At 72.8% G+C, this 13056-nt stretch carries 13 protein-coding genes; 2 read left to right on the top strand and 11 right to left on the bottom strand.

Going from position 1 to position 13056, the window contains the following annotated elements; all coding sequences use genetic code 11:
• Nucleotides 1-8 precede the first annotated feature (8 nt).
• The 4 genes from CHR28_RS25170 to CHR28_RS25155 form a co-directional block, all read right to left on the bottom strand.
• Nucleotides 9-308, bottom strand: a complete 300-nt coding sequence (locus CHR28_RS25170) for a hypothetical protein (RefSeq protein ID WP_094055960.1) — start codon at nucleotides 306-308, stop codon at nucleotides 9-11.
• A gap of 10 nt (nucleotides 309-318) precedes the next feature.
• Complete coding sequence (locus tag CHR28_RS25165) at nucleotides 319-975, bottom strand: TetR/AcrR family transcriptional regulator (protein WP_094055959.1); 657 nt, start codon at nucleotides 973-975, stop codon at nucleotides 319-321.
• A gap of 279 nt (nucleotides 976-1254) precedes the next feature.
• A complete protein-coding gene (locus CHR28_RS25160; protein ID WP_094055958.1) occupies nucleotides 1255-2265 on the bottom strand; it encodes a hypothetical protein in 1011 nt (336 codons plus the stop codon).
• Between the two features lie 147 nt (nucleotides 2266-2412).
• Nucleotides 2413-3351 (bottom strand): AurF N-oxygenase family protein, encoded by a 939-nt coding sequence (locus tag CHR28_RS25155; protein WP_094055957.1) that lies wholly within the window; start codon nucleotides 3349-3351, stop codon nucleotides 2413-2415.
• Between the two features lie 122 nt (nucleotides 3352-3473).
• Between CHR28_RS25155 and CHR28_RS25150 the strand changes: the two genes are divergently transcribed.
• Nucleotides 3474-4586, top strand: coding sequence for a ferritin-like domain-containing protein (locus tag CHR28_RS25150; protein ID WP_094055978.1), 1113 nt, complete (start codon nucleotides 3474-3476; stop codon nucleotides 4584-4586).
• A 121-nt stretch (nucleotides 4587-4707) separates the two neighbouring features.
• Here the strand turns inward: CHR28_RS25150 and CHR28_RS25145 are convergent, their stop codons facing one another.
• The 6 genes from CHR28_RS25145 to CHR28_RS25120 all read right to left on the bottom strand — a co-directional run bounded on the left by CHR28_RS25145 (nucleotide 4708) and on the right by CHR28_RS25120 (nucleotide 11012).
• Nucleotides 4708-6186: a penicillin-binding transpeptidase domain-containing protein gene (locus tag CHR28_RS25145; RefSeq protein ID WP_094055956.1), complete on the bottom strand. Its 1479-nt coding sequence runs from the start codon at nucleotides 6184-6186 to the stop codon at nucleotides 4708-4710.
• The gene (locus CHR28_RS25140; RefSeq protein WP_094055955.1) at nucleotides 6183-7547 is read right to left on the bottom strand and encodes an FtsW/RodA/SpoVE family cell cycle protein; all 1365 of its coding nucleotides are present in this window, start codon (nucleotides 7545-7547) and stop codon (nucleotides 6183-6185) included. The genes CHR28_RS25145 and CHR28_RS25140 overlap by 4 nt, the downstream gene beginning before the upstream one ends.
• Nucleotides 7548-7599: 52 nt before the next feature.
• The gene (locus CHR28_RS25135; RefSeq protein WP_094055954.1) at nucleotides 7600-8022 is read right to left on the bottom strand and encodes an SH3 domain-containing protein; all 423 of its coding nucleotides are present in this window, start codon (nucleotides 8020-8022) and stop codon (nucleotides 7600-7602) included.
• Nucleotides 8023-8134: 112 nt separating this feature from the next.
• Nucleotides 8135-9553: a sensor histidine kinase gene (locus CHR28_RS38520; protein WP_094055953.1), complete on the bottom strand. Its 1419-nt coding sequence runs from the start codon at nucleotides 9551-9553 to the stop codon at nucleotides 8135-8137.
• A complete protein-coding gene (locus tag CHR28_RS25125) occupies nucleotides 9550-10401 on the bottom strand; it encodes a hypothetical protein (RefSeq protein ID WP_094055952.1) in 852 nt (283 codons plus the stop codon). Before CHR28_RS25125 ends, CHR28_RS38520 begins: the two co-directional genes overlap by 4 nt.
• Nucleotides 10402-10508: 107 nt before the next feature.
• Nucleotides 10509-11012: a protein-tyrosine phosphatase family protein gene (locus CHR28_RS25120; RefSeq protein WP_256984389.1), complete on the bottom strand. Its 504-nt coding sequence runs from the start codon at nucleotides 11010-11012 to the stop codon at nucleotides 10509-10511.
• 161 nt (nucleotides 11013-11173) lie between these two features.
• Between CHR28_RS25120 and CHR28_RS25115 the strand changes: the two genes are divergently transcribed.
• A complete protein-coding gene (locus CHR28_RS25115) occupies nucleotides 11174-11977 on the top strand; it encodes a nuclease-related domain-containing protein (RefSeq protein ID WP_094055950.1) in 804 nt (267 codons plus the stop codon).
• Nucleotides 11978-12139: 162 nt separating this feature from the next.
• On the opposite strand, the gene ligD is transcribed toward CHR28_RS25115, so the two are convergent.
• The gene (ligD, locus tag CHR28_RS25110; RefSeq protein ID WP_094055949.1) at nucleotides 12140-13021 is read right to left on the bottom strand and encodes a non-homologous end-joining DNA ligase; all 882 of its coding nucleotides are present in this window, start codon (nucleotides 13019-13021) and stop codon (nucleotides 12140-12142) included.
• Between the last annotated feature and the right edge of the window lie 35 nt (nucleotides 13022-13056).

Here is a 13056-nt window from a genome sequence, read left to right as displayed (position 1 = left end):
CAACGACGTCACCCGTCGGCGTCGTCCCGCTTGCCGGGCGGCGTGGCGTCTGGCTTCGACCACGGCCAGTTGAGCCGGCGGGTGGGGGTGCCCTCCGGGTCGTAGGCGTACTTCCAGCGGTTCGTCAGGCCCACCTTGCCCGGTCCGCGGGGCACGCGGCGGTAGACCAGCACCGTGGGCTCTCCGCCGTCCGGGTCCGGGACGGGGATGCGGTACGTCTTGGGCGGGTGGCCGGTGATGCCCAGCAGGACGGGCAGGACCCTGCCGTCCATGGGGCCGCCCTCGAAGGGGGTGTCTTCGCTCTTCACGGGATCAGTGTCAGACATCCTCGGCGAGGGCCAGGACCAGGGCGTCCGTCTGCGGGTCGCGGCGGGCGGTCACCGTCAGCACGGCGACGAACTGCTCGACGAGCCAGTCGCGGAGCTCCTCCGCCGGGGGTTCCTTGTCCTCGTCGAGCCAGATCAGCGACGACGCCTCCACGGCGGTGATCCACATGCGGATGGTCATGCGCAGCCGGGGGCCGGGGTCGGTGACGCCCAGGTGGCTGAGGATGTGCTCGGCCGCGGCGCGGCGGACGCCGTCGACGATGGCGGTGGTCCGCGAGGTCTCGACGACACTGCCGCCCTGGAGGAGGGCGCTGAAGCCGGCGTCGTGCTCGTCGACGAAGGTGAGGTAGCGGTCGAGGGCGCGGGACAGGCGGGGCAGGAGGGGGCCCTCGCGGGGTTCGTCGAAGCAGTGCCGGAGCTCGTCGGCGGCGGAGCGGAGCGCGGCCTCGTAGAGCTGCTGCTTGCCGCCGGGGAAGTACCGGTACACCAGGGGGCGGGAGACGCCGGCCGCCTCGGCGACGTCGTCGAGGGAGACCTCCTCCGGCGCACGGTGCGCGAACAGGCCCAGCGCGGCGGTGAGCAACTGGCTGCGGCGTTCCTCGACGCTGAGTCGCCGGTAGGCGGGGGTGGGGGCGGCGGCTGGTGTCATGCTCCGCAGCGTAATCGGGGGGTCGGGGGGCTGCGTAGCGGTGGCTGGAACGTGCGGTGGCCTCCGGCGGTGGGTGGGGTGGCCGTGGTGGCCTGTGGCCGCTTGGCGGGGGTGCGCGTCTTCGCCTGACGACGGGTTCCGGGGCGGTGCCGTGCCGGGGGTTTCCGTCCTCGGAACGGCGCGATGGGGTCGCGTGCCGGCTGACTGTCCGTCGACACGCCGACCGCTGCGGGCGGACACCCCCCGACACGACCCCTCGCGCCGTCCTGCGGCTGCGGGCTACTTCGCGTCGACGTGGGTGAAGTCGACGGCGGTGATCCGCGCGGACTTCGGCGTCAGGACGGCCGTGCCCTGGCCCTGGAACATGTCGGTGATCAGGTCGCCCCGGATCGCGCCGAGGGCGGACTGCTCGTCGGAAGGCACGAGCGACGCGCTGGAGCGGTAGCGCTCCTTCAGGAGGGTCTCCTGCTTGTGGGCGGCGGGGAACAGGGCGAGGACGCCGCCGTCGGCGGTGCGCAGGGCGTAGGTGCTCGGGTCGGCCGGGGGCTCGGGGAAGAACATCTTGGTGGCCATGCCGTCGGCCGTGCCCTTGGTGTCGGCCTCCTGGAACGTCTTCCTGGCCTCGGTCACCGGTGCCGAGGAGGCGAGGGCCTTGCCCTCCTTGGTGCCTCCGGTCGCGAGGAGATCGGCGTAGGCGGCGCCGAGGTCGGCCGGGGCGAACCGCCCGACCTTCGCGGCGGGGTCGACGGCCTCGGCCAGTCCGTGACGGTCCACGGCCGGCTTCGGGGGCTCCCCGTCGGTCCACAGGGACAGCACCATCTTGTAGGTGCCGCCCACCTTGTCGAAGACCAGCAGCACGCTGTCGTCCTTGTCCTCGCTGGACCTGGCCTGGACGGCGAACCAGGTGGCCGTGCCCTTCCGGGGGATGACGTAGGAGCGGTCCTCGTAGGTGAAGGGCTTGACGTAGGCCTTCTGCTGCTTCTCCGGCCAGGTCTCGAAGAGCGTGTAGGTGGCCTTGTCCATCGCGTGGACCTGGCCGGCCTCGACCGTGGCGAGCAGCTTCGCGTCCCGTGCCGCGTTGGCCTTGTTGTTGACCTCCTGGTAGTGGTCGGCGATCTTCTCGGCGGCGGCCCGGGTGACGACCCCCTGCGGAGCGGCGTCGGCGTCGGCGCCCGCCGCCTTGGCGTCGTCCGTGCCGCCGCACGCGGTCAGGGCGAGGGCCAGGGCGACACCGGCGAGGGCGGGCGTGAGACGCGTCAGCCGTACGACGCGGGGGCTGTGGGGGGACATGCGGTGCTGATCTCCTTCAGGCCACGGAGGGTGACGAGTGCGCGGACGACAGTAGTCACCCTTCATGGACATGACGCGAGCGGGGCCCGCACCGCACGAGCCCCGCCGTGGTCATGGTCTCCCGGCCCTCCCGGACGTCCTCCGGTCTCAGGCCAGCAGGCCCGACGACTTCCACAGGCGGCGGCCGACGCCGCGCAGGACGCCGATGTCGTCGAGGAAGTCCGTGAGCCGCTTGGAGCCGGTCTGCATGACCTCCCGGCGGTGGCCGCTGGCCTTCACCTGGGCGAGGGCCTCCCGCTTGTCGAGGCCGACGTTCGTGTAGACCTCCGGGTTCACGAACGCCACCGAGAAGACCCGGGCGAACTCGCCCGAGGTGATGCGGGTGAACTCCTGGGACCACTTGGGGGCCGTCACCATCTGGCGGCGGAGCTCCTCGCGGGCGTAGCGGACGTGGCGGGCCTCCTCGACGACGTGGATGCGGGTGACGCCGCGGATCAGGGTCTGGACCCGCTCGTCCGGGAACGTCAGCCGCTGCATCCAGTCGAGGACCTCCTCACCCAGCAGGGTCGCCGTGAAGGAACCGGGCGTGGTGGAGATGGTCTTGAACAGGCGGCCCAGCTGCTGGTGGACCCGGCTGACCGGGTACCAGGGCGTGCCGCCGTGGGAGATCAGCCGGGCGAACATCTTGGAGTGGCGGCACTCGTCCTCGATCTCGGTGAGGGCGTAGCGGACGTGCGCGCTGGTCGCCGCCTTGTCGTAGATGTGGCGGACCAGGAGCTGCATGAGGATGATCTCGAACCAGATGCCGAGGGAGGCGAGGGCGGCCGCCTCGTGCTGGGACAGCAGGATGCGCTGCTCCTCGCCCATCCGCTTCCAGAGCGGGGTGTCGTAGAGGGAGACCAGCTCCGGGGGCCAGAACCACTTGCCCTCCTCGAACGGCGCGTCCCAGTCCAGCTCCTTGTCCGGGTCGAAGGAGTGCTTGGCGGAGGAGTCGAGCAGCCGCTGGGCCACCTGCTCCCGGTCCTTCAGCAGGCCCAGGGCGTCGCGCAGGCCGTCGAGCGCGTCGGCTTCCGTCAGGGTCGTCATCGCTGCCCACCTCGTTGTGCACACGTCACCGTCCCATTTATGAGACAGCCTGTCAGCAACGCCGTCAATCCCTCCTGCGGGACTTGTTGACCCGGCGTCTACTTCGTGTGAGCCTGCGGGACATGCCGAGCTTCGACCAGTACGCCATGGAATCGGAAGAGCCCGCCTGGCAGGTCCCGGCGACCGGCGCGGCCCGCTTCACCTGGGAGTACGACGACGGCCGCGACCGCCTCCTGGCCCTCTACCAGAAGGGCAAGGACAAGCAGTGGGACGGGCAGCGGCGGATCGACTGGGAGCTGGAGGTCGATCCGTACGACCCGCTGGGCACCCCGGACGAGGCGATGTCCCTGTACGGCACCCGCCATTGGGCCAGGATGACCGAGAAGGACAGGGGGGAACTGCGGCGGCACTACGCCTCCTGGCAGTTCAGCCAGTTCCTGCACGGCGAGCAGGGCGCGATGATCTGCGCCGCGCGCATCGTGGAGTCCGCGCCCGACCTGGACGCGAAGTTCTACTCGGCGACCCAGACCATGGACGAGGCCCGGCACGCCGAGATCTACGGCCGTTTCCTGCACGAGAAGATCGGGCTGCTGTACCCGATCAACGACAGCCTCCAGTCGCTGCTGGGCGACACCTTGCGGGACTCCCGCTGGGACATGCCGTACCTGGGCATGCAGGTGCTCATCGAGGGCCTGGCGCTGGCCGCGTTCGGCATGATCAGGGACACGACGGACAAGCCGCTGCCGAAGCAGATCCTCGCCTACGTCATGCAGGACGAGGCCCGGCACGTGGCCTTCGGGCGGATGGCCCTGCGGGACTACTACCGGCAGCTCACGGACGCCGAGTTGCGCGAGCGCGAGGAGTTCGTCGTCGAGGGCTGCTACCTCATGCGCGACCGGCTGCGGGGCGTGGAGGTGCTGGAGAACTTCGGCATCCCGAAGGCCGAGGCGGAGGCCTGCAGCGAGCAGTCCGAGTTCCTCGCCCTCTTCCGCAAGCTGCTGTTCAGCCGCATCGTGCCCTGCGTGAAGGACATCGGCCTGTGGGGCCCGCGCCTGCAGCGGGCCTATGTCGACATGGGCGTGCTGGAGATGGGCGACAGCGACCTGGACCTGCTCATGTCCCAGGACGAGGAGATCGCCGAGAAGCTGGACGCCGCGCGGTTCGCGGCGGAGGAGCGGGAGCGGGTGGCCGAGGTGCGGGACGCCATCGAAGCGGGGCGGGGCACCGACGGCTGAGCAGGCCGCCGCCGTTCACGAGCTGCAGGCGCGGGTCACGGACCGGGTGCGGCACCCGAGCGGCGTTCCGGGCCACGCGGGTCAGGAGTCGAATGCACAGGGCAGGAGCCGGGGCGCGAAGTCAGGAACCGGGTGCGCGGTCGCGTGACTTCAGTACCGCCTCCATCACCGCCCGCGCGATCGGTGCCGCGTCGCCGCCGCCGCTGATGTCCCGGCGCTCCTCCTCCGCGTCCTCCACCACGACCGCGACCGCCACGCTCGGCGTCAGGTCCCGCGCCCCCTGCGCCCAGGAGACGAACCAGGCGTACGGCATCCCCGAGTTGCCGAGGCCGTGCTGGGCGGTGCCGGTCTTGCCCCCGACCTTCGCCCCGCGGATCGCCGCCCGGCGGCCGGTGCCCTCCTCCACGACCTCCCGCATCAGAGCACGCAGCCGCACCGCCGTCGAGGGATACATCGCCTGGCGCACCCCGCGCGAGCCGGCGGTCGCGAGAACGCTCCCGCCCGGCCGGGTCGTGCGCTCCACCAGATAGGGCTCGCGCACCTGGCCGCCGTTGGCCACGGCCGCCGCCACCATCGCCATCTGCAGCGGCGTGGCACGGGTGTTGTACTGCCCGATCGACGACAGGGCCAGCTGCGCCCGGTCGAGCGTGGTGTCGAAGGTGGAGCGGGCCACCGGGAAGGGAATCGCCAGGTCGGCGTTGTTGAAGCCGAAGGCGTGCGCCGTGGCCGTCATGTCCCGCAGCCCCACCTCCACACCGAGCTTGGCGAACACCGTGTTGCAGGAGAGGGTGAACGCCTTGCGCAGGGAGGCGTCCGCGCAGCCCCGGGCGGCGTTCTTCAGCCGGGTCCGCGTCCCGGGCAGGGGGTACGGGTCGGGGGAGTCGGTCGGCGCGTCGAGGTCCGTGACCACCCCGGCGTCCAGGGCGGCGGCCGCGGTGACGACCTTGAAGGTGGAGCCCGGCGGATACGTCTGCCGCGCCGCCCGGTTGAGCATCGGGCGGTCCTCGTCCGCGGTGAGCCGCGCCCAGGCCCGGGCCGCCGCCGTCCCGTTGCCGGACAGCGGCTGGGGGTCGTAGGAGGGCGCGGAGACCAGGGCCAGGATCCGGCCGGTCGCCGGTTCCACCGCCGCGACCGCGCCCTTGAGGCCCGCGAGCCCCTTGAACGCCGCCCGTTGCGCGGCCGGGTCGAGGGTCGTCACGACATGGCCGCCGGAGCTGCGCGCCCGCGTGAAGTCGTTCCACAGCGGGAACGGCGCGAGCATCGGGTCCGAGCCGGACAGCACCCCGTCCTCGGCGTTCTCCAGCAGCGTCGTGCCGTACAGCTGGGAGGCGAAGCCGGTGACCGGGGCGTACAACGGGCCGTCGGCGTAGGTGCGTTCGAAGCGCAGGTGCTCGCGGGTGTCCTTCGAGCCGGTGACCGGCCGGCCGCCGACCAGGATGTCACCGCGCGGCCGCTCGTAACGGGTGATGTCGGGACGCCGGTTGGCCGGGTTGCGGTCGTACTCCGGGGCCTGGACGACCTGGACGCGGGCGGCGTTCACCAGCAGGGCCACCAGCAGCAGGGCGCAGAAGAAACCGGCGTGCCGGATGTGCCGGGTCACCGGGGGTCCTGCCCGTCGTACTGCCGCCGGGCCGAGTCGCTCACCCGGAGCAGCAGCGCCACGATCGCCCAGTTGGTGACCACCGACGAGCCGCCCTGGGCCAGGAACGGCATCGCCATGCCGGTCAGCGGGATCAGCCCGGTCACCCCGCCCGCGATCACGAACACCTGGAGCGCGACGAGCGAGGCCAGTCCGACGGCGAGCAGCCGGCCGAACGGCTCGCGCAGGTCCAGGCCCGCCCGGAAGCCGCGTTCCACCAGCAGGCCGTAGAGCAGGAAGACCGCGGACAGTCCGGCCAGGCCCAGTTCCTCGCCCGCCGTGGCCAGGATGAAGTCCGACTTCACGGCGAAGCCGATGAGCACGGAGTGGCCCAGGCCGAGGCCGGTGCCGAGCAGGCCGCCCTCCGCGAAGGCGAACAGCGACTGCGCGAGCTGGTTCGCGCCCTCGCCCGCCTCGATGGAGGCGAAGGGGTGCAGCCACGTCTCGATCCTGCCGTGCACGTGCGGCTCCAGCCGTCCCACCGCGACCGCGCCCAGCGCCGCCAGCAGCAGCCCGACGGCGATCCAGCCGGTGCGCCCGGTGGCGACGTAGAGGAGGACCACGAACAGGCCGAAGAAGAGCAGCGAGGTGCCGAGGTCGTGTTCCAGGATCAGCACGCCCACGCTCACCAGCCAGACGGCCACGATCGGGCCGAGGACCCGGCCGGTGGGCAGCTGGAGCCGCCAGACGCGGCGGCCGGTGAAGGCCAGGGCGCTGCGGTTCGCGGCCAGGTACGCGGCGAAGAACACCGCCAGCAGCACCTTCGCGAACTCGCCCGGCTGGATGGAGAACCCGGCGACCCGGATCCAGATGCGGGCCCCGTTCACCGCCGGGAACAGGATCGGCAGGGTCAGCAGCACCAGCGCGGCCACGACACACACGTAGGTGTAGCGCTGCAGGACCCGGTGGTCGCGCAGCAGCAGCACGACCAGGATGAACAGGGCCACCCCCAGCGTCGACCACACCAGCTGTGCCGGTGCCGCCCGGTCGCCCGGGGTCTCCAGGTCGAGCCGGTAGATGAGGACCAGGCCGAGACCGTTGAGCAGCACACCGATGGGCAGCAGCAGCGGATCGGCGTAGGGGGCCCGCAGGCGCACGGCCAGATGGGCCAGCAGCGCGAGCACGCCGAGCCCGGCGCCGTAGCCGGCGGCACCGGGCGGCAGCGTCCCGTGCCGGGCCAGGCCCACGGCGCAGTAGCCGTACACGGACAGCAGTACGGCCAGGACGATGAGGGCGAGTTCGACGCCCCGGCGCCGGGGGAGGCGGCGGACGGCGGACGCGGGCGGGTCCGCCGTCGCCACGGTGATTCCGGCCTTGCTCATGTCCGGAACCTACCCAAACAGTGCGTCTTGTGTGTCTTTGGGTGACGGAGTGTCAGCACCAGCGTGGCGCGGGACCGATGTTGTCGATGTACCGGGCCGCGCCCCAGGCCCAGGTGCCGTCCGTGAGGAGGTACCACAGCGGGTTGCCCTGCACGGTCTCGCCGCCGGTCTTGCAGAAGATCTTGACGATGTCGCCCCGGTGGGCGAACCGGATGATCTGCGAGCCGCGGTTCGGAGCGCTGCGCAGCGCCAGCGTGTCCGCCGTGACGACGCCCTTGTAGAGGTGCCGGCCGTGATGCCCGTGGTGGTCGCCGCCGTTGCCGCCGGTCGGGTCGTGGTGGTGGTTGCCGCCGTTTCCGCCGAGGCCGCCGCTCGGGTCCCAGTCGTCGTGCGCGGCGGCGGCGGGCGTGACGGCGGCCGCGGCGGCGAGGAAGGCTGCGGCGGTGACTATGCAGAGGCGGGAGCGCAAGGCCATGGGGATTACCTCCATGTGGGGGCGAAGGTGGCGAAGCTGACTATTCGCCACATTAGGAGCGGCCTGTCGGGGGCGCCCCTCACAGTGGGCCGAAGGAGGACGCGGCCAGGCCTCAGTCCACCGGCAGTTCGAGCGTCGCCACCGCCCCGCCGTCCGGGGCGTTCGCGAACTCCAGCCGCGCCCCCAGCACCTCCGCCTGCCCCAGCGCGATCGTCAGCCCGAGCCCGTGCCCCCGGGCGCCCCCTTCCGTACGGAACCGCTGCGGCCCGTGCGCCACCAGGTACTCCGGAAAACCGTCCCCGTGGTCCCGGACGGTGACCACCGGGCCGTCCACGGTCAGCACCACCGGCCCCCGCCCGTGCTTGTGCGCGTTCGCCACCAGGTTCCCCAGCACCCGCTCCAGCCGCCGCCGGTCCGTCTCCACGGCCACGTCCCGCACAACGACGACCCGCGTACCGCTCCCGGACGCGCGCACCACCCGCTCCACCAGCGGACCCAGCTGCTCGGTGTCCAGCTCCAGCCGCTCCCGCCCGGTGTCCAGCCGCGAGATCTCCAGCAGGTCCTCGGTGAGCGTGCGCAGCGCCGCGACCCGGTCGCGCACCAGCTCCGTCGGCCGGCCCGGGGGCAGGAGCTCGGCCGCGGCGTGCAGTCCGGTGAGCGGGGTGCGCAGCTCGTGCGCGACATCCGCCGTGAACCGCTGCTCGGCGAGCAGCTTGCCCTGCAGCGACGCCGCCATGGAGTCCAGCGCGGCGGCGACCGCGGCGACCTCGTCCTGCGGCCGAGCGGAGCCCTTCGGGCGGGCGAGGTCTTTGGAGCGGGCGGGGACTTTCGGGCGGGCGGGGTCTTGGGGGCGAGCGGGGACTTTCGGGCGGTCGGGATCTTGGGGGGCGGGGTTCTTCGGGCGGGTCGGGTCCTTCGTGTGCGCCTGGTTCTCCAGGTGCGCCCGAAGCCTCGGTGCCGGGCGGGGCCGGGTGCGGGGGTCGTTGACGCGCGCGTCCAGATCGCCCGCGCTGATCCGCCGGGCCACCAGCGCCGTGGTGTGCAGCCGCCGCGTCACCCGCGTCACCGCGAACGAGCCGACCAGCAGCGTCGCCCCGATCGCCAGCCCCGACGACCACAGGATCGCCCGGTCCAGGCCGTTGATGGTGCGCGCCTGCTGGCCGTAGTCGACCGCCACCGCCAGAGCCCGGCCCCCGTCCACGGGCCCCGCCGCCCACATCACGGGACGTCCCTCCAGTTCGGCGACCATCGTGCCCCGGTCCCCGGCCACCGCCAGCTCCCGCAGGGACCCCGGCAGGCCCGGCGGGTCCACCCCGGCGCCCCGCCGCAGCGTGTCCCCGGCCTCGTACCGCTCCGTCGCCTGCGCCAGCCGCTGCAGCGCCCGCTCACGGGCCTGGTCGACCGTCTGGTTCGTCACCTGCACGTGCACCAGGACGCCGAGCAGGGCGGCGAGCGCACAGCACATCACCGTGATGAAGACGGCGGCCTTCACGGCGAGCGTCCCGGACCACCGGGGCAGCACGGCCCTCATCCGCCGCTCGCGGAGGACGAGCCGGACGGGGACGGCGAGACGGACCGCGAGGCGGACCGGGACGGCGAGGCAGACCCGGACGGTGAGGCGGACCGGGACCCTGAGGGCGAGGCGGAAGGGTGCCGGGAGTGGCCCCGCGGTCCGGTGCGCAGCATCTCGTCGTGGGTGAGGAGCATGGCCCGCTGGTCCCGGTCCCAGGTCCACTCCAGGCGGTACTCGTAGCCCGCGACCTCCGACGGCGACCGGATGACCAGGGAACGCCCCGCCAGCTCGACACCGCTGAGCGCGTCCTCCCACGCCATCACCTGCAACAGCCGGCGCCTGTCGACGGTGTAGACGCGCACGGCCGTGGTCTTGCCGGGCAGCAGCCGGAAGCCCAGCGTCAGATCGTCCCGCCCGTCGCCGGTCAGATCCCGGTAGTACGGCCGCAGCACCGGGCACTTCCCACGGCCCGGGCCCTCGGCGCAGTCGGCCATCCGCCGGTTCGTGTCACGGTAGGGCGCCTTGGCACCGGCGTAGTCGCGGGGGTTCCCGTCGATCTCGGCCCGGACGATCCCGACCGGGTCGACCCGGCGGATGTCGCCGTCGGCCGGGACCTCGACGCCCTTGACCGGCTCCCTGTTCACCTCGCCGATCTCGAAGGCCGGACTGGAGGCGGGGGTCAGCTCCGGCCAGAGCCGCGCCGGACCGACCGCCGTCGGGGTCGGCCCCGCGCCCTCCAGCTCCCCGGCGTTCCCGCAGCCCACGGCGGCCGCCAGCACGAGCATCCCGGCGACGGCCCGCCGGACGGCCCGGCCGAGCCGGCGCTCACGCGGACCGGAGCGGTTTCCGGGACGGCTGCGGGGCACTGCACTCCTACGGTTCACGGTTCCTCACGTGGCGGACACGACCGTCGGCCGCGTACACCTTATTCGCGGGGAAGTCCCATTTGCGCGCGAGGGCGCCCGTATGCGTGCTAGTCGGTCAGCTCCTCCAGCAGCCGGGCCGTGGCCAGCCCGGCCCGCAGGTACTCGACGAACAGGTCGTTGTGCAGCGCCCAGGGGGAGCGGCGGTCCCTGATCAGCCGGATCGCGGCCTCCGCGGAGCTGCCCCGGCGCATCAGCGCGTGCGCGACGACCAGACCGGAGCGGTTGTAACCGTGGAAGCAGCGGACCAGGACCGTACGGCCCGCGTCCAGCGCCTCGCACGCGGCCTCGGCGAGCCGCATCACGCCCGCGAGCTGCGTGCCGTCCAGCGGTCCGTCGGGGATCGGCCACACATGGTGCGCCACACCCGGATCCGGCCCGTGCCCCGGCAGCCGCAGCAGCGTCTGGACCAGGTCGAACTCGTCCCGTACGACGGCGAACTCCCGATGGCCCTGCGACCCGGTGTACTCGTGACCACCCATCCACAGCCCGGGGACGACCTCGTTCCAGGGACTGCGGGGCGTCGGCACATCGGGTTCACTGCGGGTACGCAACGGTGCCTCCCCACCTCACCGCCGGAGGGCCCGCGCGGCGTCGACCAGGCACGGTGTCCTCCCGGCGGCCGATCCGCCGGCAGGCCCAACTGCTCCCCACGGTATCCGGGTTCTTGCACCGGCAGCACCCCGCCTGTTCCCATGGTCGGGGGTGATGCTGCATGGACGGACTGCGCGTCGTACCGACCTGGCGGCACGGCCGTGAGCGGCTGTACGTCTGCCTCCCGGACGGCAGGAACATCGCCTGGTACGACCGTGAGGCGTCCCGGGTCAACCTGCTCGGCGCGGACCGCGAGGACGACGTCATGAGAGCCCTCGGGCCCTTCATCACCGGCCCGGTGACGGTCGGCCCGCCCCCCGTGCCCACCCCGGCCGAACTGGCCCGCCTCACCCTCCACCCCGACGACGACCTGGCTCCCAACCGCCCCGGCGAGGCCCTGCTCGTCGCGCTCGACCGCGACCCCGGCCCGGCGCGCAGGCTGCGGCCCGACCCGCGCCGCCGGGCCCTGGAGGCCGAGCAGACGGTGGGGGAGGCGCTGGACCGGCTGGACGGCGCGGGCTGGCACGCCCTGCACTCGGTGCCGCTGCCCGGCGGCGACCGCATCCACCATCTGCTGATCGGCCCCGGCGGCCTGTTCGCCCTGCACTCGCTCCACGCCCGCAGGCACCGCGTGACCATCGCCGACCCCATGGTCACCGTGGGCCGCCGAGATCCCCGCCCCTTGCTGCGCCTCGTCCGCGCCGCGGCCGACCGGGCCTCCTACGCCCTGACGGCCGAGGTCCGCCCGGTCCTCGCCCTGGTGGACCCGGCGGCGGTGACGGTCCCCGCGCCCCCTCGCGAGGTCCGCGTCCTGACCGACACGCAGCTGGACGCCCTGTCCCACCAGGGCGGCGTCCTGAAACCGGCGGACGTGGAGGCCCTCCACGCGACGGCCCGCGACAGGAACACGTGGGGCGGACTCTGAGGCAGGTCGCCTCCGGGACAGGAGGCCCAGAGGGGGTACCGGCCCCCCCGGGAAGGGTCACTGAGCCTGAGCACCGGACTCCACACGGGTCACTGAAGCCCTGAGCCACCGCACACCGCACACCGCACCCCCGGACCGGACCGGCCCGGCTACGGCACCCGGCTACGGCAGCTCCCCGGCCCGCTCCCCGTCGAGCAGCGGCGCCAGCAGATCCCCGAAATCCTGCACCCGCGGCGCGATGTCCCGCGCGTGGAAGTCCAGCCGACCAGGCGCCCGGCACTCCTCGATCTCCTCCCAGGTCACCGGTGCCGAGACGGTCGGCTCCGCCCGGGCCCGCATGGTGTACGGCGTCGCCGTCGTCTTGCGGGCGGCGTTCTGGCTCCAGTCGACGAAGACCTTCCCGGGGCGCAGACTCCTGGTCATCCGGTGCAGCGCCAGCCGCGGCATGGCCTTCTCGGCCTCCACGGCCAGCTCCTTGGCGTACTCGGAGACCCGTTCGGAGGACGCCCCGCGCACGGCGGCGAGCAGATGCAGCCCCTTCGCGCCGGAGGTCTTGCCGTAGGCCTCGATGCCGTCCCGGGCCAGCCGCTCCCGCAGCCACAGCGCGACCTCGCAGCACTGCACGATGCTCGCCGGAGCCCCCGGATCGAGGTCGAAGACGATCCGGTCGGCCTCCTCCGGCGTGCCGACGAGCCACTGGTGGGTGTGGAACTCGGCGACGAGGTTGGCCGCCCACATCAGGCTCGGCAGATCCTGCACCAGCACCATCCGCGAGGGCCCCTCCACCCGCGGCACCTCGGCGGTCGTGACCCACTCGGGCGTACCAGGCGGCACGTTCTTCGTGAAGAACACCTGCCCGTCCGGCCCGTCCGGGTACCGCAGGAAGGACACGGCCCGGTCCCGCAGATGCGGCAGCAGGACCTCGGCGACGGTCGCGTAGTAGTGCAGCACCTCGCCCTTGGTGAAGCCGTCGGCGGGATACAGCACCTTCTCCAGATTGCTCAGCGCGAGCCGTCGCCCCTCCACCTCTGTGATAGGCGCCATACGATAAGAATCCCACGCAAACCGTGGCAAACACT

Source organism: Streptomyces sp. XY006, from assembly GCF_002237655.1.
Classification (GTDB): domain Bacteria; phylum Actinomycetota; class Actinomycetes; order Streptomycetales; family Streptomycetaceae; genus Streptomyces; species Streptomyces levis.
The sequence above is the reverse complement of the archived record's forward strand: the minus strand, read 5'-3'. Positions and strand labels throughout refer to the sequence as shown.